The organism is Streptomyces sp. NPDC002835 (assembly GCF_053591995.1).
This window is the reverse complement of record NZ_JBSFUW010000006.1, coordinates 159444-182952: the sequence shown is the minus strand read 5'-3', so window position 1 is coordinate 182952 and position 23509 is coordinate 159444. Positions and strand designations below refer to the sequence as shown.

Below are 23509 nucleotides of genomic sequence, written 5' to 3'. Positions count from 1 at the left end.
CCATGCTGGAGATCGACACCGTCCATGTCGGCTACGACCGCACCACCGTCCTGCACGGAGTGAGCGTCACCGTCCCGAAGGACGGCGTCACCGCCGTGCTCGGCCACAACGGGGCGGGCAAGAGCACCCTCCTGCGTGCGGCGACGGGCCTGCTCAGGCCGAAAAGCGGCACCGTCCTCCTGGACGGCGAGGACATCACCCGCCTCGCCCCCCACCAGCGGGTGGCCCGGGGCATGGCCTATGTGCCGCAGGGGCAGCAGTCCTTCCCCCACCTCACGACCGTCGAGAACCTCCGGCTCGTCGCCGACGGACGCCCCGGCGGACGGGAGGCCGTCGCCGAGGCCCTGGACCTCTTCCCCGCGCTGCGCGAACTCTCGGGCCGCCGGGCCGGACTGCTGTCCGGCGGGCAGCGCCAGCAGCTCGCCATCGCCCGCGCCCTGGTCACCCGCCCGACGCTGCTGCTGCTCGACGAGCCGACGGAGGGCATCCAGCCCTCCGTCGTCGCCGAGATCGAGGAGACCGTCCTCGCCCTCGCACGGCGCGGAGGACTGTCCGTCCTCCTCGTCGAACAGCACGTGGGCTTCGCCATGCGTGCCGCCCAGCACTACTACGTCCTGGAGGCCGGACGCGTGACCTCCTCCGGCCCGGGAGGGACGGCCGCCGAACAGGCCGTACGGGCCGCGCTCAGCGTGTGACACCGGCCGCGCGTGAGAGACCGGCCGGGTGCACCACCGGGCCGCGGCCGGGCGGTTCGGTGGTCCGGGGGTCAAGCGGTCCGGTGGTCCGGCAGCCTGGTGGTTCGCCGTCACCCCAGGACGGCGGCCCGCACGCACAGCACGTCCGGCAGATGCTTGGCGAGGAGCTGCCAGCTGTCGCCGTCGTCCGCGCTCGCGTACACCTCGCCGTTGCGGTTGCCGAAGTAGATGCCGGCCGGGTCTGCGTCGTCCGTGCACAGGGCGTCCCTGAGGACCGTGCCGAAGTGCTCCCCCTCGGGGAGCCCGGCGGACAGCGCCTGCCAGCTCTCGCCCGCGTCCTCGGTGCGGTAGACCCGGCAGCGGCGGTCGGCGGGGACACGGTCGGAGTCGGCGGTGATCGGGAAGACGTAGGCGGTGTTCGCGCGGTGCGGATGGGCGGCCACGGCGAAGCCGAAGTCGGACGGCAGCCCGGCCCCGATGTCGGTCCACTTCGCCCCGGCGTCGTCGCTGCGGAACACGCCCCAGTGGTTCTGCAGATAGAGGCGGTCCGGGTCGGCCGCGTCCTGCGCGATCTTGTGGACGCACTGGCCGAACTCCGGGTTCGGATCGGGCAGGAAGACCGCGGACACCCCCTGGTTGGACGGCGCCCAGCTCGCGCCGCCGTCGCGGGAGCGGAACACCCCGGCGGTGGAGACGGCGACCGTCACGGACTGCGGGTCGCGGGGATCGGTGACCACCGTGTGGACGGCCTCACCGCCGCCGCCGGGCACCCACTGCGAGCGCGTCGGGTGCTCCCACAGCGGCCTGACCAGCTCGAAGCTCTCGCCGCCGTCCTCCGAGCGGAACAGGGCCGCCGGTTCCGTGCCCGCGTAGACCACGTCGGGCTCCGCCTCGGTGGCCGGATGGAGCTGCCAGACCCGCTCCAGGGACGCGCCCGTGTCCTTGGGGAACTTGACCGCCGGCTTCTCCGGCTCGACCCAGGTCTCGCCCAGATCGTCGGAGTGGAAGACGGACGGGCCCCAGTGGAGGCTGTCACCGCCGACGAGGAGCCGCGGCACGGCGCGGCGCCGGTCGATGCCGATCGAATAGACGGCCTGCGCGTTGAAGTGCGGGCCGGTGAACTCCCATGTACCGCCGCTCCTGCGGCCGATGAAGAGTCCCTTGCGTGTGCCCACGGTGAGAAGAACATCGGTCATGTCCTGGTACCTCCCAGACGCCATTGTCCCGGTCATGAGCCAGTCTGCACCTGGCCACTGACAGTGCCCGGCAGGACGCTCTGCGCGCGACCCGGCCCGGCGACGGGAGTGCAGACCTGCCGCCGGGCCGGAACTCATCGGTGGCGCCGGGAGGAGGCGCTCAGACCGAGCGGTCGTACTGCGGCGGCACTCGTACGTCGCCGCCGAGCGCACGTGCGGCGCGGCGGGCCCAGAACGGGTCGCGCAGCAGCTCACGGCCGAGCAGCACGGCGTCGGCCTCACCGTTCTCGAGGATCTTCGTCGCCTGCCGCGGCTCGGTGATCATCCCGACCGCGGCCACCGGCAGATCCGTCTCCGCCTTGACGCGGGCGGCGAACGGTACCTGGTAGCCGGGCCCGGTCGGGATCCGCACGCCGGCCGCGTTGCCGCCGGTGGAGACGTCGAGCAGGTCCACCCCGTGCGCCTTCAGCAGCGGCGCCAGACGGACGGTGTCGTCCGGCGTCCAGCCGCCCTCGTCCAGCCAGTCGGTGGCGGAGATCCGGAAGAACAGCGGCAGCTCGTCGGGCCATACCGCGCGCACCGCGTCCACGACCTCCAGGGCGAAACGCACCCGGTTGTCGAAGGAGCCGCCGTACTCGTCGGTGCGGTGGTTGCTGTGGGGCGACAGGAACTCGCCGATCAGATAACCGTGGGCGCCGTGCACCTCCGCGACCTTGAAGCCGGCGTCCAGCGCGCGGCGGGCCGCGTCCGCGAACTGCCGCGCGATCTCCCCGATCTGGTCCCGCGTCAGCTCGTCGGGCACGGGGTGCCGCGAGTCGAAGGGGATCGCGCTGGGCCCGAGCGGCTGCCAGCCGTGCTCCTCGGGGCCCACCGGTGCGCCGCCCTGCCAGGGCAGGCCGGTGGACGCCTTGCGGCCGGCGTGGGCGAGCTGGATTCCCGGCACGGTGCCCTGGCTCTCCAGGAACGCGGTGATGCGGCGGAGGGCGGCGGTCTGGGTGTCGTTCCACAGTCCGAGGTCGGCGGGGGAGATGCGCCCCTCGGGGCTCACCGCGCTCGCCTCGAGGAGGATCAGCCCGGTGCCGCCGGTGGCGCGCGCGGCGTAGTGGGCGAAGTGCCAGTCGCCCGCCACCCCCGCACCGGGGCCGAAGACCTCTGCGCTGTACTGGCACATCGGCGCCATCCAGACGCGGTTGGGAACGGTCAGCGACCGCAGCTCAAGGGGCTGGAACAAGGCACTCACGACGGGCTCCATTCGGTACCGGACCGGCTTGCGCGTTCATACGATAACCATCGTAGTACGGAGCCTGTCAAACTACGATGAGTGTGAAACTACAAGAGGTACCATGGGTCTCCCCGGACGAAGCGGAGCCGTCGTGACCACCGTGACCAGCCCCCGAGTGCTCGCCCACCCGGCCCGTGACGAGATCCGGCTGGAGCACGTCCTCCACGCCCTGGCCGACCCGATGCGGCTGCGCGTCGTCCGCGAACTCGCCGCCGCCGACGCGGACCTGAGCTGTTCCGAGGTCGAGCTGCCCGTCACCAAGTCGACGACCACCCACCACTTCCGGGTGCTGCGCGAGAACGGCGTGATCCGCCAGACCTACCAGGGCACCGCCAAGATGAACGGCCTGCGCCGGGAGGACCTGGACGCGCTCTTCCCCGGCCTGCTCGACCGGGTGCTCGAGGCCGCGGACAGCCAGGAGCACCGGCGCACCGACGGCTGACCCCCCGAGTCCGGCCTGCTGCGAGCGGTCAGCGCCCGCCCTCGTCCGGGCCGTCACTCGGCCCGCCCGCGCCCTGCGCCGCGCCCAGCAGCCCCGCCCAGTCCGGGATCTTCACGCGCGGCCGGCCCAGTGTGTGCCCCAGCGCCGCTTCCGCCTCCTCGATCGCGAGCCAGCCCCGCCACCGCACCGGCCGGTGCCCCGCGGCGCGCAGTTCGGCCTCGGGGTCCGCGGCCACCTGCCGCCGCCCCAGCGCGGCGGCGTCCGCCAGCAGCGAGTTCACGGTCTCCTTGGCGCACGGCCGGTTGGTGCCGATCACCCCGTTCGGCCCCCGCTTGATCCATCCCGCCACGTACTCACCGGGCGAGGAGGCCCCGTCCCGCAGCACCCGGCCCGCCGTGTTCGGCACGATCCCGCGCTCGGCGTCGAAGGGCAGCCCCTTCATCGGCACGCCCCGGTAGCCCACCGCCCGCAGCACCAACTGCGCCTCGATGTCCTCGTACGCGCCGGTGCCGCGGACCCCGCCGGTGCCGTCCGGCGCCGTCCGCTCGAAGCGGACCCCGCCGACCCGGCCGTCGCGCTCCAGCAGCTCCACCGGCCGCAGGAAGAAGCGCACATGCAGCCGGCGCGGCCGGCCCTGCGGCGGCCGGGCGGCCCATTCGCGTACGACGGTGAGGTTGCGCCGTACGAGAGCGGGCACCGCCGCCGGATCGGCGTACGCGCTCTCCAGCGCGAGGTCGGCCGGTTCCACCAGGACGTCCGCCGAGGGCAGGGCGCCGAGCTCGCGCAGCTCCTTGGTGGTGAACTTGGCGCCCGACGGGCCCCGCCGGCCCACCATGTGCACATCGCGCACCCGGCTGGCCGCGAGCGCCCCGAGCGCGCCCTCCGGCACGTCCGTGCCGCGCAGCTCGTCCGCGCCGCGCGCGAGGATGCGGGCCACGTCCACCGCCACATTGCCCACGCCGATGACGACGGCCGTCCGCGCGCCGAGCGCGAAGGCGTCCGGCGCGGCGTCGGGGTGGGCGCTGTACCAGGAGACGAAGTCGGTGGCCGAGTGGCTGCCGGGCAGGTCCTCGCCCGGGATGCCGAGCCTGCGGTCCCTGGCGGCGCCCACGCAGTAGATCACCGCGTGGTACAGCTCCAGCAGCCGCCCCGGACCGAGGCCCCGCGCGCCCACCTCGACGTTCCCCAGGAACTCGATCCGGTCATCCTCGAGCACCGTGCGCAGGTTGTTCTGCAGCGACTTGATCTTCTCGTGGTCGGGGGCCACCCCGTAGCGCACGAGCCCGTACGGGCAGGGGAGCCGGTCAAGGATGTGCACCCGGACGTCGGGCACGGCTGACTGTCCCACCAGGGCCTGGGCGGCGTAGACCCCGCTGGGTCCCGATCCGACGACGGCGATGCGAAGCACGGGCGCGCTCCTTCCCGCAGGGGGACCTCCAGCATCGCACCGCGGCGCCCCGCTGGGGAGCCTCCCGCCCCGGCCGGCCTGTTCCGGCGTGTCCCGGTGGGCCGGCCTGTTCCGGCGTGCCCGCCGGGCCCTACATGTCGCGCATCCGGCCGATCTCGGCGGTCTGCTGCGCGATCACGTCGTTGGCCATCTCCTCGACCTGGACGTTGTTCCCGTCGGAGAGGACCTCGGCGGCCATGGTGACCGCCCCCTGGTGGTGCGTGATCATGAGCTTGAGGAAGAGCTCGTCGAACGCCCTGCCGTCGGCCGCGCGCAGCTGCTTCAGCTGCGCGTCGGTGGCCATCCCCGGCATCGCGCCGTGGTCGTGGCCGTGCCCGCCCGTCCCCTTGTCGCCGCCGTTGTTCGTCAGCCAGCCGCGCATCGCGTCGATCTCGGGCCGCTGCGCCGCGGCTATGCGCTCCGCGAGCCGTTTCACCTGCGCGGATTCGGCGCGCTCCGGGACGAGGGCGGTCATCACGAGCGCCTGCTCATGGTGTTCGATCATCATCCGCGCATAGCCGAAGTCCGCCGAGTTGGGGCTGTCGTCGGGCACGGCCTTCGCCGCCTCCTCCGCGGACAGCGTCCGGGCCGGCTCGCCCGGCTTCCCCGGTGCGAGCACGGAAGGACCCGCGGCGCCGTCCGCCTTGTCGGGGCCGTCCGGCCCCGACTCGCAGGCGCCGAGGGCCAGTACGGCCGCCGCGACCGCGGCACAGCCGCGTATGCGCACGGTCCGGGGGCGGTTCGGCACAGGGACCTCCTGGGGGCGGGGAACTGTCCTACGGCTGCTTTCAGTTACTGCGCAGGTGTCGCTGATCAGAAACCTGGATTTCGGCCCGGTTGCCATCTGTTGAGATGTGCATGCTAGGCAACATACTGCCGGGGTCCGTGAACCGTTCAACCACGAACGGAAATCAGGGGAGGACGCAGTGATCCTGTTGCACACCACCCGAGTACGGCGCAGACGACTGGGTGTCGCAGTCGCCGCGGCCGGACTGCTCGCCACGATGCTGGCGGCCGGACCGGCGGCCGCCGTTCCCGATCCCGGTGACGCCCCCGTGCGGGAGAAGGTCTCTTCGGACCAGGCGGCCGAGACGAGGGCGGCGATCCGGAGCGGCGAGATACCCGCTGTGGACGAGGCCGTCCACAGCGACAACATCGAGCACGTGGCGAACGTCCCGAAGGACGTGCTCGCCGGCCTCAACTCCGACCTCGCGTTCCAGGGCCGGTACGCCTTCGCGGGCAACTACGACGGCTTCCGCATCTTCGACGTCAGCGACCCGGAGCGGCCCAGGACCGTCTCGCAGGTCCTGTGCCCGGGGTCGCAGAACGACATCAGCGTCTCCGGCGACCTGCTCTTCCTGTCCACCGACTCCTCGCGGAGCGACGACTCCTGCAACAGCACCACCCAGCCGGCGACGGAGAAGTCGTCCTGGGAGGGCATGAAGATCTTCGACATCAGCGACAAGCGCAACCCGAAGTACGTCGCCTCGGTCGAGACGGCCTGCGGCTCGCACACGCACACGCTGGTCCCGGAGCGCCGGAACGTCTACGTGTACGTCTCGTCGTACTCGCCGAACGCCGCGTTCCCCGACTGCCGGCCGCCGCACGACGGGATCTCCGTCATCAAGGTGCCGCGCAAGGCGCCCCAGAAGTCGGCGGTCGTGAACTTCCCGGTGCTCTTCCCCGGCGAGGGCCCCGACGGCGGCGGCAACCCCGGCGCGCCCACCAACCCGGGCGTCTCCAAGACCACCGGCTGCCACGACATCACCGTGCTGCCGTCCAAGGACCTGGCCGCCGGCGCCTGCATGGGTGACGGCATCCTCTTCGACATCAAGGACCCGGAGCGGCCGAAGGTCATCGACCGTGTCCAGGACAACGTCAACTTCGCGTTCTGGCACTCGGCCACCTTCAACCAGAGGGCGAACAAGGTCGTCTTCACCGACGAGCTCGGTGGCGGCGGCGCGGCGACCTGCAACGCCGCGATCGGTCCGAACCGCGGAGCCGACGGCATCTACGACATCACCGGCAAGGGGAAGAACCGCGAGCTGGTCTTCCGCAGCTACTACAAGATCCCGCGCCACCAGGCGGACACCGAGAACTGCGTCGCCCACAACGGCTCGCTGATCCCGGTCAAGGGCCGCGACATCATGGTCCAGGCCTGGTACCAGGGCGGTGTCTCGGTCTGGGACTTCACCGACTCCGCAGAGCCGAAGGAGATCGCCTACTTCGAGCGCGGCCCGCTGAGCGACACCACCATCTCCATCGGCGGTTCCTGGTCCGCGTACTACTACAACGGCTACATCTACTCCAACGACATCGCCAAGGGCTTCGACGTCCTGAAGATCGACGACCGGCGCACCGACGCCGGCGAGCGGGTGCGGATGCACGAGCTCAACGTGCAGACGCAGCCGGACTACTTCGACCGTCACGGCCGCTTCGACGACTGATCCGGAATGGGCCCAGGTGCTCCGCCGGGCGCAAGGCCGCCCGGCGGGACACCGAGCTCCCAGTCCAGCCCGTAGCGCTGGAACAGCTCGGCGCGCAGCCGTCCGCGCGGCATCGGCACACCGGGCAGCAGCGCGGCGAAGACGGCGCCCATGAGCAGTGCCCGCAGCAGCGGGTACTCGGTGTCGATGTCGCGTGACCCGTAGCGCTCCAGCGTCCCGCGCAGCAGGGCGGCGAGCCGCTGCTGCTCGGGGCACTGCACGAAACCGTCGGCCTGGAGGATGCCCGCCATGTGCGTGCGCATCAGTATCGGGTGGTCGTCCGCCAGGCCGAGGATCGCGTCGATGGCCCGGGCCAGCAGTTCACGGCCGTCCTCGGTACGCGGTTCACGCTCCAGCGCCGCTTCGAGCGTCCGGTGCATCAGCCGGTGCACGGCCGACTGGAGGAGCTGCCGTTTGCCGGGGAAGTAGTACGAGACCAGGCCGCGGGCGGACCCCGCCCGGTCGGCGATGTCACCGAGTGTTGTCGCCTCGTAGCCGCGCTCGTCGACCAGCTCCACCGTCGCCTGCAGGAGCCGCTCACGAGAACGCCGACGAAGCTCTTCATTGACCGATGCGCTTCGCGGGGACATGCTTGACTCCTGCGTTGACTGGCTCTTGGCCAATATACTCAGCGCGTCCCGCCGCCCGGCCCCCGGGGCCGGGTCGTCGGGTTGCTGCCCGGACCGGGCGACGCGGGGGATCGTCCGGTCCGGGTGGCTTCGTCCTGGTTCGATTCTGCTACGGCGCGGGCTCGCGGTCGACGAGTTCGAGCACCGGCAGCAGCCCCGCGGGCCGCTCGTGGACCGGCAGATGGTCCACGAAGTGGACGGCGCAGCCCAGCCCGGCGGCCCCGCCGTCGGCCCGGCGGTCGTCGCCCACCATCAGCGCCTCCCGCGGGTCGCTCCCCAGCCCTTCGCACGCCGACCGGAACAGCCGCGTGTCCGGCTTCTGCACGCCGTGCTCGAACGACAGGGTGTACGTGTCGACCAGTTCGTCCAGGCCGTGGTCGCGGAAGACCGGCCGCAGGTCCCAGCCGATGTTGCTGACGACGCCGACACCGATGCCCCGTTCGCGCAGACCGCGCAGCACCGGCGCCGCGTCCGGGTAGGGGCTCCAGGCCGTCGGCGTCATATGGCGGTCGTAGAGCGCGTCGTACAGGCCCTCGTCGGGCAGCGGTACCTCGCGGGCCAGACCCGTGTACGCCGCCCGGTGCCGCTCCATGTCCATGTCGCGCACCGGCCACAGCTCCGCGATCCGCTCCGGTATCCGCTGTGGCGCGGGTCCGCCCGGCAGTGCTCCGGCCGCCGCCAGGCCCTTCGCCCACTCGGCCAGTTCCCCCTCGGTCACGGACGGCCCGCGCTCGCGCAGCACCGCACGGAGCCAGTCGTGCGTGGATTCGACACGGAAGAGCGTCCCGGAGAAGTCGAACAGGACCGTCTTGATCGTCATGGCCCCGATCTTGGGCCGTTCAGTCGCCGCGGGGCAAGGCCGCGCGCCGGTACGAGGCCACGGCGAGCGCGACGACGCACCCCCCGAGGAGCCAGCCGCCGACCACGTCGGAGGGCCAGTGCACCCCCAGATAGATCCGGGTGAACCCGACCCCGGCCACGCAGACGCCCGCGAGCGCCACGCACCACGCCCACGCCCGGCCCGCCACGCCGTGCCGCCGCAGGAGCCAGAGCAGCAGCCCGCAGGTGACCACGGCCGACATCGCGTGACCGGACGGGAAGGCCGCGTAGTTTGCCGAGTCGACCGGGTCCGGCCACCTGGGCCGCTCGCGCCCCACGAGCGCCTTCACGGCCTGTTGGAGGCCCGTGCCGGCAGCCGTGACCACCGCCACCCACACGGCGAGGAGACGCTCCTTGCACAGCCAGAGCCATCCGGCGGCCGCCGCGGAGAGCAGCCGCATCGTCCACGGGTCCCACACCCAGTCGGTCAGCACCCGGTTGACCTGAGTGAACGTCGGTTCGGTCACCGCGGAGGCGTGCAACTCCGCCACGACCGCCCGGTCGAAGGCCATCAGCGGGGGCCACGCGAGGACGACCGGTACCAGCAGCAGCGCGGTGAGGGCGGCCAGCACGGCGCAGCCGTGGGCGGGCGCCGCGGCCGCTCCGGCAGCGTGCGGGGCGCGGTGGTGGTCGTCCTTCCCGCGACGGGAGCCGGCGGTCTTTGCGGAGTGGGGGGAAGCCATGGAGAGATCCTGTCCCATGGCCGTACGGCTATCCCAGCGCGCGCAGTCCCGGGACGAACGCCACCAGCAGCGGCACCACCGGCACCAGGGCCGCCGCCGCCGTCAGGCGCAGCCGGCGCGCCGGGGTGAGCCGGGGGACGGGCGACAGCAGCCGGTTGACGCGCTGCGGAAGTTCGGCATCGGGCGTGGGGCACGGCCCGAACACCCCGCGCTCCTCGTTCAGTTCGACCAGCGCCAGCGCGGTCGTCAGCCGGCCGAAGCGCCGTGAGGCGACGTCGTCCGCCGCCAGCTCGACCAGTCGGTGCATCTCGTCGCGGAACGCAGCGAACACCGGGATCCGCGGAAAGCCGCCCGCCAGCGCCGCGGAGCAGTGCAGCAGCCAGTCGTGCCTGGCCGCCGCGTGGCCCTGCTCGTGGGCCAGCACCGCATCGAGCTGACGGCCCTTCAGGCGGCGCAACGCGGCGGTGGTGACCACCAGTTGCGGAGCCGCACCCGGGAGCCACCAGGCGTCGGGGCGCTCACCCTCCAGCACGACCAGGGGCTCGCTGCCGGGCACCTCGTCCGGCATCAGGGGGGAACGCACCAGCAGCTCGGCGCGCCGGCGCCTGCGCAGGGCGTGCGCCCGGTGGATCTCCTGCGCCAGCTTGGCCCCGGTCCACAGTCCGCCGCACGCCAGGATCACCGCGAGCGCGGCCGACCACGGTCCACCCGGCCCCAGCGCGTACGCCTCCGCGACACCGTGCGGCGCGGAGGCGAAGACGTGCGACCGCACGAACTGCCAGGTCGCGGCGGCGCTGAAGGTCATGGACAGCGCGAACGACAGCAGCACGGCGGCGACCACGCACTGCCACACCCAGAGGGCGACGACGGGCTCGCGCTCCGGCCAGTCGGCACGCGCCACGAGGCGCGGTGCGGCGACGGCGGCCAGTGCGCCGAGCATCAGCAGCGCGAGCGAGACCATCATGGACAGCAGCCTATGAGCGCGAGGCTACCTGCGGGTATGGCCGCGCACTCCAAGTGACGCACGCCACGGCGCCGTACGGGGCCGCCCGGCCGGTCTCGTCGGGTTCCGGCCGGTTCAGAGCGTGAGCAGCATCGCGAGCATGGCGATCGCCATCGAGACTCGGCACGCCGGCATCAACTCGGCTCCCGCGGTCGCCGTCGGCGCGGGGCCCGTCCCGACGGTGACCGTCCCGCCGCCGGAGGCCGCGAGCGGTGTCAGCCGGGTGCCGGAGCGGAGCGCGTACCCGGTGAAGTAGAGGAACAGCGCGCCGGTGAGCAGCGGCACGCCCCCGCCGGCATGTGCCCCGTACCCGCCGTCGGAGGCCATCGCCGCCGCCATGTAGACCATCGTGAGGCAGCCGACGACGTGGTGCGCGTGGCGGCCGCAGTGCCGGACCGGCCACGCGGCGCGCAGCGCGGCCGCGCCGAAGACCGCCGCGTACACCGCCCAGTGCCACGGCGGCGGGGTGAACACGGCGGCGGGCACGGCCATCGCGGCCATGCCGAACCCCATCAGCGCCTCGCCGCCGGCCGCGTGTCTGGCCTGTCCCGAACAACGGTCCATCCGCACCAGGCAGTACGCCCCGGTGGCGGCGCACAGCACCATGAGCAGCCAGCCGGACGTCGCAGGTCCGTGCACGGCGTATCTCCCCTCGGCCGGTGTGCGGGGTCCGTCGAGGAGTCGATGCCCGCCGCCCGGCCCCGTACGCGAGCGCACGGGAGTACCGGGGGAGCGCGGGGAGGTGCGGGCCGCACACCCCGATCCGGGCCGAGCGCCCCCGGGCGGCCGCGTTAGTCTCGGGGCGACGAACCCCGTGGAACGGAGACCCTCCGATGGACACCGCCCCGCCCCAGGACTCCGGCGAGACGACCCTGACCTACCGCGACGCGGCCCAGTCCGACGTCGAGGCCCTCGTCGCGCTGATCGAGTCTGCGTACCGCGGCGACTCCAGCCGCGAGGGCTGGACCACGGAGGCGGACATCCTCGAAGGGCAGCGCACCGATCCGCAGGGCGTGCTCGACGTCATCGCCACCCCCGGCAGCAGGCTGATGGCCGTCGAGCGGGACGGCGAGATCGTCGCCTGCTGCCAGCTCGAGCACCGGGGCGAGGCCGCCTACTTCGGCATGTTCGCGGTGCGCCCCGGACTCCAGGGCGTGGGCCTGGGCCGCCGGATCATCGCGGAGGCGGAGCGCAGCGTCCGTGAGACGTGGGGCGTGACGCAGATGCACATGACGGTCATCTCGGTGCGCGAGGACCTGATCGCCTGGTACGAGCGCCGCGGGTACCGCCGTACGGGCCGGATGACTCCGTTCCCGTACGGCGACGAGCGCTTCGGCCTCCCGCAGCGCGACGATCTCGCCTTCGAGCTGCTGGTGAAGGACCTCGTCTGAGGGTGGCCGCGAGCCGAGGCCCCTCCCGGCGCAAGGGCCGTGCGGTGGTGCCTACCACGGCCGTCAGGCCGTGAAGCGGCCGGTGCGCCGGATCTCGGGGTAGTCGGTGGTCGCGCCGTCGAGCGCGAGGGCGCGCACCAGCCGCAGATGGTCCTGTGTGTTGACGACCCAGCCGATCACCCCCAGGCCCTCCGCGTGCGCGTGCTCCACGGTCTCCAGCGTCAGCCGGCGGATGTTCAGCGCCAGGCTGTGGGCGCCCACGGCCTTCGCCCGGTCCACGACGTCGGCGCCCCAGCGGCTGGCGATCAGCACCGTGCGCACACCCGGCACCAGCGCGGAGATCTCGGCGATCGCCTCGTCGTGGAAGGACGACACCTCGACGCGCGGCACCAGATCGCGCCGGCGCATCACCTCGGCCAGCGCGCGCGCCGCGGCCACGTCCTTGATCTCCGCCTGGAGCGGGGAGCGCACCGCGTCGAGGACCTCCTCGAACACCGGCACCCGCTCGCCGCCGCCCGCGTCGAGCTGGCGCAGCTCGGCGAGCGTCTTCTCGGCGATCGGGCCTTTGCCGTCGGTCGTACGGTCCACCTCGGCGTCGTGCATGACGGCGAGCGCGCCGTCCTTGCTCAGATGCAGATCGAGTTCGATGGCGTCCATGCCGGACTGCTCGGCGCGGACGAAGGAACGCAGAGTGTTCTCCGGCTCGACGCCCATGACCCCGCGATGACCGATGGTGAGGAAAGACAAGATTCTCTCGCTTCCGTCGACGGCGGCTCCCGCGGCGCAGCCTCGGCACCGGCGGTAACGACGCAGCCTAACGGCCGCTCCGGAAGAGGGAACCGCCCCCGCGCAGGGTGTCCTGAAAGCCGTGCACCGAGGTGGTCACCGGCCCCCGGACCGTGCGGGCGCCGACCGCGTCACCCGAGGGTGGGCGTGTCCCGCGACGGCTTGACGCGGGGAGGCCCGTCAGTGCGTCGAACACACCGAAGCGGCCGCGACGGGCACGCTGCGCCGTAAAAACTGCGGCGATCATGGGGCTTTCGCAGGAAAATTTCTCACGGTGCCACTTGTGGCGGAGAAGTGGGCATGGATACGGTGTCAGAACGCGAGGTTCTCCCGTGGAGGAAGTGACATGACGGAAATTCTTGTGCAGGACATGGCCGCAGGGGGCATATCCAGCGCCGACCGAGTGGTCGACCACCCAAGCTGGCCCCTGCTCAAGAACGCCGTCGAGGAGATCCGTCCCTGGCAGTCCAAGGACGGCTCGATCGACTTCGAGGCGGAGGGCGCGCCCGACCGCTCCGCGGCCGAGGCCGCGGTGGACCGGGTGATCGGCGCGGTCAACGACCTCTCTCCGCTGCTGCCGCACGACGCGGCCTACCACCGGGCCCTGACGGCCGACCTGCGCAAGTGGGCGGACGCAGGCTTCGAGGTGCCCGACTTCCTGGACTCGCTGCTCGCCTTCCAGCCGGCCGCCGGCCGCGCCGACGGACTGCAGCACCTGGCCGTCTTCCCGATGTACACGCAGAACGGGAACCCGGACCGCAATCTGGAGGCGGTCGTCCTCAAGATGGTGTGGCCCGAGTGGCTCTCCGAGCTCGAGCGCACCCGGTACGACAACCCGCTGTTCTGCGGCATCACCTTCGAGGACTTCACCGCCGGGTACGACACCCACTCCGCGGTGCTCTTCCCCGAGACCATCGCCGTGCGCGAGGCACCCGAGCGCTTCACCTGGGGCGGCATCTTCTGCGACCGCGAGGCGGCCCGCTTCCGCGCCGTCACCGAGGAGGCCGTGAGCGTCCTCGGCCTGGAGCTGCCCGACGACATCCGCGAGATGGTCGCCGACCAGAAGCGCTGCGAGCAGGCGTTCGTCCTGTGGGACATGGTCCACGACCGCACCCACAGCCACGGCGACCTGCCCTTCGACCCGTTCATGATCAAGCAGCGCCAGCCGTTCTGGATGTACGGCCTGGAGGAGCTGCGCTGCGACCTCACCGCCTTCAAGGAGGCCGTGAAGCTGGAGGCCGAGGGCAACCCGCACGGCCGTGACGTGCAGTACGCGGTGCTCTTCGACCGGATGTTCCGCTTCCCCGTCTCGGGCGACCGGGTCCGCAACTACGACGGCCTCGGCGGCCAGCTGCTCTTCGCGTACCTGCACAAGCACGACGTGGTCCGCTGGACCGACAACACCCTGAAGATCGACTGGGACCGTGCCCCGCAGGTCACCAACCAGCTCTGCGGCGAGATCGAGCAGCTCTACCGCGACGGCATCGACCGCCCCAAGCTGGTCCACTGGTTCGCCGCGTACGAACTGGTCTCCACCTACCTCGCCCCGCACCCGGGGTCGCGCTGGGCCAAGGGCCCCGACGCCCTCGACCTGACCCAGCCGCCGCGCAAACTCGTGGACGATGTGCTTCCGGACGAATTTCCGCTGAGCATGTTCTATGAGGCGCTCTCCAAGAAGCTGAAGAACGTGATCGCCTCGACCAAGGGGATCACCGCCGCTTCCGCTCCCGGAGCTGCCGCGTGAGCTCTCGCATCCAGGAGGCTACGACCATGAAGAGCAACGGCAGCGGCGCCCTGGAGGGCGCAGTGATCGCGGTCGCCGGCGCGGCCGGCCCGGCCGGCCGCGCCACCCTGCTCAGGCTGGCGGAGGCGGGTGCCGTCGTGGTCGCCTCCGACGCGGACCCGCAGCGGCTCGCAGAGGCCGTGGACGCCGCCCGGTACGCGCACGGCGGGGCCACGGTCACCGGCGACACCGTCGACCTGCTCGACCTGGGCGCGGCCCGCGAGTGGGCCGACAAGACGGAGAAGGAGTTCGGCCGGATCGACGGGCTGGTCCACCTGGTGGGCGGCTGGCGCGGCAGCGCCTCGTTCGCCGAGACCGACCCCGCCGACTGGACCCTGCTGGAGAAGCTGCTGATCCGTACCGTCCAGCACACCTCGCTGGCCTTCTACGAGGGGCTGCAGCGCAGCGACAAGGGCCGGTACCTGCTGATCAGCGCCGCCGGCGCCAGCAAGCCGACCGCGGGCAACGCCGCGTACTCCGCCTCGAAGGCCGCCGCGGAGGCATGGACCCTCGCGATGGCCGACGCCTTCCGCAAGGCGGGGAGCGAGCAGGGCCCGACGAGCGCGGCTGCCATCCTGGTCGTCAAGGCACTGGTGCACGACGCCATGCGCGCCGAGCGCCCCAATGCGAAGTTCGCGGGTTTCACCGACGTGACGGAACTGGCCGAGGCCATCGCCGGAGTCTGGGACCGGCCCGCCCCGGAAGTGAATGGACAGCGTCTGTGGCTGACCCCCAAACCGTGAAGACCGACGCCCGGCGCCACCACGACCCGTCCGTGCGCGGGTTCGCCAGCGACAACTACGCGGGAGCCCACCCGGAGGTCCTCGCGGCGCTCGCCCTCGCCAACGGCGGCCACCAGGTCGCCTACGGCGAGGACGAGTACACCGACCACCTCCAGCGCCTCATGCACAGCCACTTCGGCCCCACGGCGGAGGCGTTCCCGGTCTTCAACGGCACCGGCGCCAACGTGACCGCGCTCCAGGCGCTCACCGACCGCTGGGGCGCCGTGATCTGCGCGGAGTCGGCGCACATCAACGTCGACGAGGGCGGCGCCCCGGAGCGGATGGGCGGGCTCAAGCTGCTCACCGTGCCGACGCCGGACGGAAAGCTCACCCCCGAGCTCATCGACCGGCAGGCGTTCGGCTGGGACGACGAGCACCGGGCCATGCCGCAGGTCGTGTCGATCACCCAGAACACCGAACTCGGCACCGTGTACACCGTGGACGAGGTCCGTGCCATCACCGAGCACGCACACTCCCACGGGATGAAGGTTCACCTCGACGGCGCCCGGATAGCCAACGCCGCGGCCTCGCTGAACGTCCCGATGCGGGCCTTCACCAACGCCGTCGGCGTCGATCTGATCACCTTCGGCGGCACGAAGAACGGCATGCTCTTCGGCGAGGCGGTCGTCGTCCTGAACCCGGACGCCGTCAGCCACATGAAGCATCTGCGCAAGCTCTCGATGCAGCTCGCGTCCAAGATGCGTTTCGTCTCCGTGCAGTTGGAGGCGCTGCTCGCCAAGGACCTGTGGCTGCGCAACGCCCGTCACTCCAACGCGATGGCCCAGCGCCTCGCGGACGGTGTGCGCACGGTCGACGGCGTCGAGATCCTGTATCCCGTACAGGCCAACGCCATCTTCGCCCGGTTGCCGCACGACGTGACCGAGCGGCTGCAGAAGCGGTTCCGGTTCTACTTCTGGGACGAGGCGGCCGGCGACGTGCGCTGGATGTGCGCGTTCGACACCACGGAGGAGGACGTGGACTCCTTCGTCCAGGCGCTCAAGGAGGAGATGGCGCGCTAGCCGTTCCTGTATAGGTATGCGATCGACCGTAAAGTCATTGACCGGCGGCCGGTCGCATTCCTATGCTCGCGACTCATGGAGCTCATCCAGCAGAACCCTGACCTGTCCGCCTACCTGGCGGCCGACGAAGCCGTGGACCACCGGCATCCACTGGTGCGCGAGGTGGCGCGCGAGCTGGCCCGGCGGTCCTCGGATTCATATGTATACGCCCGGACCGCCTACGAGTTCGTCCGCGACGCAGTCCCGCACTCGCACGACACGGGCGAGTCGCGGGTGACCTGGCGCGCCTCCGACGTGCTCGAACACCGCACCGGGATCTGCTACGCCAAGTCCCACGCCCTCGCCGCCCTGCTGCGCGCCGAGGACATCCCGACCGCTCTCTGCTACCAGCGGCTGGGTGGAGTGGTGCACGGCCTGGTCGCCGTACGCCTCCGCGGCGCCTGGCACCGGCAGGACCCGAGGGGCGGCGAACCCGGCGTCGACGCGCGGTTCTCCCTCGACGGCGAACGCCTGGCATGGGTGCCCGATCCGGAGTCCAGTGAGATGGACTATCCGGTACTCTATGATGCACCTCACCCCGTGGTTCTACGGGCCCTTCGACAGGCCCCCGACCGCGCGCGCCTGTGGGAGACGCTTCCGACCGCACTCTGAACAGTTCGAGGCAAGAAGACGATGACTCTTCAGCTCACCGTGTCCGACGAGGTGCGAGCCCTCGCGCCCGGCTTCAGCCATGTCGCCGTGGAGGCGCACGGGCTCGTCAACGGCCCCAGCACCGAGGACAGTTCCGTGCTGCTCGACGACGCCGCCCGCCGGCTCGCGGCCCGCCTCGGCGGACGCGCGCCGCACGAGGACCCCCACATGGTCGCCTGGCGCGAGGCGTACACCGCCTTCGGCGCCAAGCCGTCCCGTACCCGCAACTCGGCGGAGGCGCTCGCCCGCCGCGCGCTCGCCGACGGCGGACTGCCCCGGATCAACCTCCTGGTCGACCTCTACAACGCCGTGAGCGTGGCGCAACTGATCCCCGTCGGCGGCGAGGACACCGACCGCATCAAGGGCGGTATGCGGCTGGTACGGGCCACGGGCGACGAGCCGTTCGCCACCATGGCGGGCGGCGAGGAGGCCGTCGAGCATCCGGAGGCCGGTGAGGTCGTCTGGCGCGACGACGAAGGCGTCACCTGCCGGCGCTGGAACTGGCGCCAGGGCGTACGCACCCGGCTCACCGAGGCGTCCGTGAACGCCCTGTTCCTGCTGGAGGGCATGGGCCCGACAGCGGACGGCGAGCTCGGGGCCGCAGCCGCCGAACTCGCCGAAACGCTGGAGAAGCTGAGCCCCGGGGCGCGGATCACCGTCCACGACCCGCGGTAGACGTCAGTGTGCTTTGCGCACCTCGGCCGGCGTGGGCGCCGTGCCGCCGAGGTGGGCGGGCACCCACCAGGTGTCGGCCGCGTCCTTGGGGCGCACCGGATAGGCGCGCTGCGCCGCTTCCAGCAGCTCCTGCACCCGCTCGCGCAGCCGCCGGGTGATCGCGCCGGCGAACTGGTCGGCGGGCGCCTCGACGGGCTCGCCGACGCGGATCGTCACCGGGATGTGCGAGCGCTTGAAGTTGCGCGGCCGGCCCTTGGTCCACAGCCGCTGCGTCCCCCACAGCGCCATCGGGATCAGGGGCACGCCGGCCTCCTGGGCGAGCCGCGCCGCACCCGACTTGAACGACTTCAGGGTGAAGGACTCGGAGATCGTCGCCTCCGGGAAGACCCCGATGATCTCACCCGAGCGCAGCGACTCCAGCGCGTGCGCATACGCCGCCTCGCCCTGCTTGCGGTCCACCGGAATGTGCTTCATGCCCCGCATCAGCGGGCCCGAGATCTTGTGGCGGAAGACCGAGTCCTTGGCCATGAACCTGACCAGGCGCTTCTGCGGCAGCGCGCCGAGGCCGGTGAAGATGAAGTCCAGGTAGCTGATGTGGTTGCTGACCAGCACCGCTCCACCGGTACGCGGAATGTTCTCCGACCCCTGCGTGTCGATCTTCAGGTCGAGCGCCTTGAACATCGTGAGAGCGGCGCCGATGACCGGCCGATAGACGAGTTCTGCCATGGGGGGAGGGCCCTTTCCTCATGCCCGGGGAGGGGTTCTCCCGGTGGAAGTTACGCAGCCGTAGGTTTTTGGCTTTGGGCCGATCGTGCCCCATGTGCGCCGTGCTGACCAGCCCTGGCGGGTCGCGGGCGCGAGATTCTCGTCACGTCGCCGGCGGGAACCCGGCGGCGGGCCGGCCCTGCGGGAATCCTTGCCGGGCCATGAACGCTGCACGTCAGGGAAGTGGACCCGCGGCGGGGCGCGAGCCCCGGACGCGACGAGGAGAGGACAGCAGGGTGCGCGCTGACAACGCCCACGGCCCGCGGCCGCGGCTCGGCGAGCCGGATCTGGGCACTGCGCTCGGCGAGCGGGCCACTCTGGTCCAGTTCTCCACCGCCTTCTGCCAGCCCTGCCGGGCCACCCGGCGGACCCTCGCCGACGTGGCCGCCATGGTCGACGGCGTCGTCCATGTCGAGATCGACGCGGAGGACCGCCTCGCCCTCGTGCGCCGGCTCGGCATCGTGAAGACCCCCACCGTGCTGGTGCTCGACGCCGGCGGGCGGATCGTCACCAGGGCCGCCGGGGCGCCCCGCAAGGCCGACGTGATCGGCGCGCTGGGCCGGGCGCTGTGAAGCCCGTGACCCTGGTCGCACCTCGCCGGGCGCACTTGACTGTGTACGCCAGGTATCGAGAGGCTGATCTCTGTGCCTCCAGTCCTCCTTCTCCACGGGCGGGTCCATGTCGACCTCGCCCGTCACGCGAGCGCGCGCTGTCCGGCTGCCCGTGCAGCCGCAGCCGCCTAGTTCGCAGACCCAGAAGGACATCCCGATGACGGCCTCGCCCGACCTCGCCACCACCCGCCTCGCCTCGCCCGAGCTGCTGCGCTCCGTCTTCCGGCAGCACGCCGCGGGCGTCGCGGTGATCACCGCGCGGGGTTCCCGCCCGGTCGGTTTCACCGCCACCTCGCTCACCTCCGTCGCCGCGGAGCCGCCGCTGATCTCCTTCGGGGTGGGCACCGGCTCCTCCAGCTGGCCCGTCGTCGCGGAGGCAGAATACGTCGGCGTCCACATACTCGGCGAGCACCAGCAGGAGCTCGCGGCCACGTTCGCGCGCAGCGGCGCCGACCGGTTCGCGGCGCCCACCAGTTGGCGACAGGGCCCGGAGGGCGTCCCGGTGCTCGACGGGGTGGTGGCCTGGATGGTGTGCCGTGTCGTGGCCAGGGTGCCCGCGGGCGATCACCGGCTGGTGATCGCAGAGGTCGTGGCCGGAGACCCCGAGGGCGGCGGCCGGCCGCTCGTGTACCACCAGGGGCGCTTCACGGCGCTGCGTGACTGACCTGTGCGGGGGCGGCCGCCGTGCCGTTGTCAAGGTCACAGTTCAAAGCGCTTGCTTAGCGGGAACGCAATGGGTGTACTGACGAGTAATATTTCGTTCGGAGCGCGGCCCGCCCCGACCGGGATCCGCCCCATCGGACGCCTATGCTGCGTTCAACAAGGCAGTCCAGTAGAGACGATGCAGTAGGAGAGCCGGCGTGAGCCTGAGGATCGTTGTCTGTGTGAAGTACGTGCCCGACGCCACCGGCGACCGGCACTTCGCCGATGACCTGACCGTCGACCGCGACGACGTCGACGGCCTGCTGTCGGAGCTGGATGAGTACGCGGTCGAGCAGGCACTGCAGATCGCGGACGAGGCCGACGACGCGGAGGTCACCGTGCTGACCGTCGGCCCCGAGGACGCCAAGGACGCGCTGCGCAAGGCGCTGTCGATGGGCGCCGACAAGGCCGTCCACGTCGAGGACGACGACCTGCACGGCACCGACGTCATGGGCACCTCGCTGGTGCTGGCCAAGGCGATCGAGAAGACCGGCTACGACCTGGTCATCGCCGGTATGGCCTCCACCGACGGCACCATGGGCGTGCTGCCGGCGATCCTGGCCGAGCGCCTGGGCGTCCCGCAGGTCACGCTGCTGTCCGAGGTCTCCGTCGAGGACGGCACCGTCAAGGGCCGCCGTGACGGCGACACCGCGAGCGAGCAGCTCGAGGCGTCGCTGCCGGCCGTCGTGTCGGTGACGGACCAGTCGGGCGAGGCCCGCTACCCGTCGTTCAAGGGCATCATGGCCGCCAAGAAGAAGCCGGTGGAGTCCCTGGACCTCGAGGACCTGGAGATCGAGGCGGACGAGGTCGGCCTCGAGGGTTCCTGGACCAAGGTCGACTCGGCCGCGCAGCGTCCGGCCCGTACCGCCGGCACGATCGTCAAGGACGAGGGCGAGGGCGGCAAGCAGCTCGCGGAGTTCCTCGCGAGCCAGAAGTTCATCTAAGGCTTCGGCCACCCACCGCCCCCTTCGTACTTCGCAAGCAGGAGAGAAGAAGTCCCATGGCTGAAGTTCTCGTCTACGTCGACCACGTGGACGGCGCCGTCCGCAAGCCCACCCTGGAGCTGCTGACGCTGGCCCGCCGCATCGGCGAGCCCGTCGCGGTCGCCCTCGGCTCGGGTGCCGAGAACACCGCTGCCGCGCTCGCCGAGCACGGCGCGGTGAAGGTGCTCACCGCCGACGCCCCCGAGTTCGCCGAGTACCTCGTCGTCCCGAAGGTCGACGCGCTGCAGGCCGCGTACGAGGCCGTCTCCCCGGCCGCCGTGCTCGTCCCGTCCTCCGCGGAGGGCAAGGAGATCGCCGCGCGCCTGGCGGTCCGGATCGGCTCGGGCATCATCACCGACGCCGTCGACCTCGAGGCCGGCGACGAGGGCCCGGTCGCGACGCAGTCCGCGTTCGCCGCCTCCTTCACCACCAAGTCCCGTGTCTCCAAGGGCACCCCCGTCATCACGGTCAAGCCGAACTCGGCCGCCGTGGAGGCCGCCCCGGCCGCGGGCACCGTCGAGGCGCTGTCCGTGTCGTTCTCCGAGAAGGCGACCGGCACCAAGGTCGTCTCCCGCACCCCGCGCGAGTCGACCGGCCGCCCCGAGCTGACCGAGGCCGCGATCGTCGTCTCCGGCGGCCGTGGCGTCAACGGCGCGGAGAACTTCGCGATCATCGAGGCGCTCGCCGACTCCCTCGGCGGCGCCGTGGGCGCCTCGCGTGCCGCGGTCGACGCCGGCTGGTACCCGCACACCAACCAGGTCGGCCAGACCGGCAAGTCGGTCTCCCCGCAGCTCTACATCGCCTCCGGCATCTCCGGCGCGATCCAGCACCGCGCGGGCATGCAGACCTCGAAGACCATCGTGGCCATCAACAAGGACGCCGAGGCCCCGATCTTCGACCTCGTCGACTACGGCGTCGTCGGCGACCTCTTCGAGGTCGTCCCGCAGCTGACCGAAGAGGTCAAGACCCGCAAGGGCTGATCTGCGGTTCTTCACGGCCCGGGGCCGCGCGGTGATCTTCACCGCGCGGCCCCGGCGTGTTTCGGGCGACCATTGACGTGACTCGGCACGGGCCGTTAATTTCATTCAACAGAATGTTGATTCCGCTGGTCGGAAAACAGCAGACGACGCGAAGTTGACGGAGGGTGTGGGACATGGGTCAGCAGGAGAAGGTGGCGACGAGCCTCGCCGGTGCGGTCAGCGAGGGCATCAGCGCCTCCCTCGCACCGGTGGACGCCGAGCTCGCCCGCCGGTACCCGGGAGACCCCGGCACCCGCCAGCCCGTCCACACCGTCTACGTGCCGGGCGACGCCTTCGCCGCCGACACCGTCCGCTCCTGGGGCGACCGGGCGCTCGCCGCGCTCGACGAGCACGCCCCGGACGCCGCCTCCCTGGCCCGCGTCCTCGGCCTCGCCGACGACCTCGCGGAGCCGGTGTACGCACGGGTACGGGCCAAGCTGGAGCGTGAGCCGGTCGAGGACCTGCGGATCGACTTCGAGGACGGCTACGGCGGGACCGACGAGGACGCGGACGCCGCCCGCGCCGCCCGCCTCGTCTCGGAGGCGTACGAACAGGGCACCGCCGCCCCGTACATGGGCATCCGGATGAAGTGCATGGAGGCCGCCGTACGCGACCGGGGCATCCGCACGCTCGACATCTTCCTCACCGGTCTGATGGAGCACGGTGGCCTGCCCGACGGGCTCGTCCTGACCCTGCCCAAGGTGACCTATCCCGAGCAGGTCACCGCGATGGTGCGGCTGGTGGAGGAGTTCGAGAAGGCCCGCGGACTCGAGCCCGGCCGCATCGGCTTCGAGATCCAGATCGAGACCAGCCAGTCCATCCTCGCCCCCGACGGCACCGCCACCGTCGCCCGCATGATCGACGCGGCCGAGGGACGGGCCACCGGACTCCACTACGGCACCTTCGACTACAGCGCCTGCCTCGGCGTCAGCGCCGCCTACCAGGCCAGCGACCACCCGGCCGCCGACCACGCCAAGGCCGTCATGCAGGTCGCCGCCGCCGGCACCGGCGTACGCGTGTCCGACGGCTCCACCAACGTGCTGCCCGTCGGCACCACCGAGAACGTCCACGACGCCTGGCGGCTCCACTACGGCCTCACCCGCCGCGCCCTGGCCCGCGCCTACTACCAGGGCTGGGACATGCACCCGGGCCACCTGCCCACCCGTTACGCCGCCGTCTTCGCCTTCTACCGCGAGGGGTTCGAGCAGGCCGCCGCCCGGCTCGCCGCCTACGCCAACCACGCCGGCGGCGACGTCATGGACGAGCCCGCCACCGCCAAGGCGCTCAGCTCGTACCTGCTGCGCGGCATCGACTGCGGCGCCCTGGACACGGCCGAGGTCGCCCGTCTCACCGGCCTCGCCCGCGCCGACCTCGACGGTTTCGCCCGGCCCCGGCGCGGCGACCTGACGACCTCGGCGACCTGACGACCTCCGCGACCTGAGCGCCCCGGCCGGGTGCGGGCCCGGAGGCGGGCCCGCACCCGGCCGGTCACGCCGCCGGTGCTGTCGCCGCTGAGGGCGATGGCCGACACACAGCCGTTCTGCCTCGGCCAGGTCCGGTC

Annotated in this window: 25 protein-coding genes; 14 read left to right on the top strand and 11 right to left on the bottom strand. The window is 71.8% G+C overall.

Annotated elements, in window-relative coordinates; all coding sequences use genetic code 11:
- Positions 1-2: 2 nt before the first annotated feature.
- Entirely contained in the window at positions 3-695 is a 693-nt protein-coding gene (gene urtE, locus ACWD01_RS09220) for an urea ABC transporter ATP-binding subunit UrtE (RefSeq protein WP_451159874.1), read from the top strand.
- A gap of 110 nt (positions 696-805) precedes the next feature.
- Here urtE and ACWD01_RS09215 read toward each other — a convergent pair whose 3' ends face one another.
- Together ACWD01_RS09215 and ACWD01_RS09210 are read right to left on the bottom strand one after the other, a co-directional pair.
- Positions 806-1891, bottom strand: a complete 1086-nt coding sequence (locus ACWD01_RS09215) for a WD40/YVTN/BNR-like repeat-containing protein (RefSeq protein ID WP_451159711.1) — start codon at positions 1889-1891, stop codon at positions 806-808.
- A gap of 160 nt (positions 1892-2051) precedes the next feature.
- Positions 2052-3131 (bottom strand): NADH:flavin oxidoreductase/NADH oxidase, encoded by a 1080-nt coding sequence (locus ACWD01_RS09210; protein WP_451159709.1) that lies wholly within the window; start codon positions 3129-3131, stop codon positions 2052-2054.
- Between the two features lie 133 nt (positions 3132-3264).
- Here ACWD01_RS09210 and ACWD01_RS09205 point away from each other — a divergent pair, with 133 nt between their 5' ends.
- On the top strand, positions 3265-3615 hold the full coding sequence (locus ACWD01_RS09205) for an ArsR/SmtB family transcription factor (RefSeq protein WP_451159707.1): 351 nt from the start codon (positions 3265-3267) through the stop codon (positions 3613-3615).
- Between the two features lie 28 nt (positions 3616-3643).
- Here the strand turns inward: ACWD01_RS09205 and ACWD01_RS09200 are convergent, their stop codons facing one another.
- Together ACWD01_RS09200 and ACWD01_RS09195 are read right to left on the bottom strand one after the other, a co-directional pair.
- The gene (locus ACWD01_RS09200; protein ID WP_451159705.1) at positions 3644-5023 is read right to left on the bottom strand and encodes an FAD-dependent oxidoreductase; all 1380 of its coding nucleotides are present in this window, start codon (positions 5021-5023) and stop codon (positions 3644-3646) included.
- Positions 5024-5153: 130 nt separating this feature from the next.
- The gene (locus tag ACWD01_RS09195) at positions 5154-5810 is read right to left on the bottom strand and encodes a DUF305 domain-containing protein (protein ID WP_451159703.1); all 657 of its coding nucleotides are present in this window, start codon (positions 5808-5810) and stop codon (positions 5154-5156) included.
- Positions 5811-5988: 178 nt separating this feature from the next.
- Between ACWD01_RS09195 and ACWD01_RS09190 the strand changes: the two genes are divergently transcribed.
- The gene (locus tag ACWD01_RS09190; RefSeq protein WP_451159701.1) at positions 5989-7509 is read left to right on the top strand and encodes an LVIVD repeat-containing protein; all 1521 of its coding nucleotides are present in this window, start codon (positions 5989-5991) and stop codon (positions 7507-7509) included.
- Here the strand turns inward: ACWD01_RS09190 and ACWD01_RS09185 are convergent.
- The 5 genes from ACWD01_RS09185 to ACWD01_RS09165 form a co-directional block, all read right to left on the bottom strand.
- Positions 7488-8138 carry a TetR/AcrR family transcriptional regulator gene (locus ACWD01_RS09185; protein WP_451159699.1) on the bottom strand — a complete coding sequence of 217 codons (651 nt, stop codon included), beginning with the start codon at positions 8136-8138 and terminating at the stop codon, positions 7488-7490. The genes ACWD01_RS09190 and ACWD01_RS09185 overlap by 22 nt on opposite strands.
- A gap of 148 nt (positions 8139-8286) precedes the next feature.
- On the bottom strand, positions 8287-8991 hold the full coding sequence (locus ACWD01_RS09180; protein ID WP_451159872.1) for an HAD family hydrolase: 705 nt from the start codon (positions 8989-8991) through the stop codon (positions 8287-8289).
- 25 nt (positions 8992-9016) lie between these two features.
- A complete protein-coding gene (locus tag ACWD01_RS09175; RefSeq protein ID WP_451159697.1) occupies positions 9017-9739 on the bottom strand; it encodes a phosphatase PAP2 family protein in 723 nt (240 codons plus the stop codon).
- A gap of 28 nt (positions 9740-9767) precedes the next feature.
- On the bottom strand, positions 9768-10703 hold the full coding sequence (locus ACWD01_RS09170) for a M56 family metallopeptidase (protein WP_451159695.1): 936 nt from the start codon (positions 10701-10703) through the stop codon (positions 9768-9770).
- Positions 10704-10817: 114 nt separating this feature from the next.
- The gene (locus ACWD01_RS09165) at positions 10818-11381 is read right to left on the bottom strand and encodes a DUF5134 domain-containing protein (protein WP_451159693.1); all 564 of its coding nucleotides are present in this window, start codon (positions 11379-11381) and stop codon (positions 10818-10820) included.
- Positions 11382-11575: 194 nt separating this feature from the next.
- On the opposite strand from ACWD01_RS09165, the gene ACWD01_RS09160 reads away from it, so the two are divergent.
- Positions 11576-12133 carry a GNAT family N-acetyltransferase gene (locus ACWD01_RS09160; RefSeq protein ID WP_451159691.1) on the top strand — a complete coding sequence of 186 codons (558 nt, stop codon included), beginning with the start codon at positions 11576-11578 and terminating at the stop codon, positions 12131-12133.
- Positions 12134-12196: 63 nt separating this feature from the next.
- Here ACWD01_RS09160 and ACWD01_RS09155 read toward each other — a convergent pair whose 3' ends face one another.
- Complete coding sequence (locus ACWD01_RS09155) at positions 12197-12880, bottom strand: glycerophosphodiester phosphodiesterase (protein WP_451159689.1); 684 nt, start codon at positions 12878-12880, stop codon at positions 12197-12199.
- A 385-nt stretch (positions 12881-13265) separates the two neighbouring features.
- Between ACWD01_RS09155 and ACWD01_RS09150 the strand changes: the two genes are divergently transcribed.
- The 5 genes from ACWD01_RS09150 to ACWD01_RS09130 all read left to right on the top strand — a co-directional run bounded on the left by ACWD01_RS09150 (position 13266) and on the right by ACWD01_RS09130 (position 17868).
- Entirely contained in the window at positions 13266-14663 is a 1398-nt protein-coding gene (locus tag ACWD01_RS09150) for a DUF6421 family protein (RefSeq protein ID WP_451159687.1), read from the top strand.
- Positions 14664-14689: 26 nt separating this feature from the next.
- Positions 14690-15445 carry an SDR family NAD(P)-dependent oxidoreductase gene (locus ACWD01_RS09145; RefSeq protein WP_451159685.1) on the top strand — a complete coding sequence of 252 codons (756 nt, stop codon included), beginning with the start codon at positions 14690-14692 and terminating at the stop codon, positions 15443-15445.
- A complete protein-coding gene (locus ACWD01_RS09140) occupies positions 15442-16503 on the top strand; it encodes a threonine aldolase family protein (RefSeq protein WP_451159870.1) in 1062 nt (353 codons plus the stop codon). The genes ACWD01_RS09145 and ACWD01_RS09140 overlap by 4 nt, the downstream gene beginning before the upstream one ends.
- A gap of 75 nt (positions 16504-16578) precedes the next feature.
- Positions 16579-17154, top strand: coding sequence for a transglutaminase-like domain-containing protein (locus ACWD01_RS09135; protein WP_451159683.1), 576 nt, complete (start codon positions 16579-16581; stop codon positions 17152-17154).
- Positions 17155-17175: 21 nt separating this feature from the next.
- Entirely contained in the window at positions 17176-17868 is a 693-nt protein-coding gene (locus ACWD01_RS09130) for a B3/B4 domain-containing protein (protein ID WP_451159681.1), read from the top strand.
- A 3-nt stretch (positions 17869-17871) separates the two neighbouring features.
- Here ACWD01_RS09130 and ACWD01_RS09125 read toward each other — a convergent pair whose 3' ends face one another.
- Positions 17872-18594 (bottom strand): lysophospholipid acyltransferase family protein, encoded by a 723-nt coding sequence (locus ACWD01_RS09125; protein WP_451159679.1) that lies wholly within the window; start codon positions 18592-18594, stop codon positions 17872-17874.
- A gap of 275 nt (positions 18595-18869) precedes the next feature.
- Between ACWD01_RS09125 and ACWD01_RS09120 the strand changes: the two genes are divergently transcribed.
- The 5 genes from ACWD01_RS09120 to ACWD01_RS09100 all read left to right on the top strand — a co-directional run bounded on the left by ACWD01_RS09120 (position 18870) and on the right by ACWD01_RS09100 (position 23372).
- On the top strand, positions 18870-19205 hold the full coding sequence (locus ACWD01_RS09120) for a TlpA family protein disulfide reductase (protein WP_451159677.1): 336 nt from the start codon (positions 18870-18872) through the stop codon (positions 19203-19205).
- 196 nt (positions 19206-19401) lie between these two features.
- Positions 19402-19908, top strand: coding sequence for a flavin reductase family protein (locus ACWD01_RS09115; protein WP_451159675.1), 507 nt, complete (start codon positions 19402-19404; stop codon positions 19906-19908).
- 196 nt (positions 19909-20104) lie between these two features.
- On the top strand, positions 20105-20890 hold the full coding sequence (locus ACWD01_RS09110) for an electron transfer flavoprotein subunit beta/FixA family protein (protein WP_451159673.1): 786 nt from the start codon (positions 20105-20107) through the stop codon (positions 20888-20890).
- A gap of 56 nt (positions 20891-20946) precedes the next feature.
- A complete protein-coding gene (locus ACWD01_RS09105) occupies positions 20947-21909 on the top strand; it encodes an electron transfer flavoprotein subunit alpha/FixB family protein (RefSeq protein WP_451159671.1) in 963 nt (320 codons plus the stop codon).
- Positions 21910-22082: 173 nt separating this feature from the next.
- Positions 22083-23372 (top strand): DUF6986 family protein, encoded by a 1290-nt coding sequence (locus ACWD01_RS09100; protein WP_451159669.1) that lies wholly within the window; start codon positions 22083-22085, stop codon positions 23370-23372.
- Positions 23373-23509: the final 137 nt, after the last annotated feature.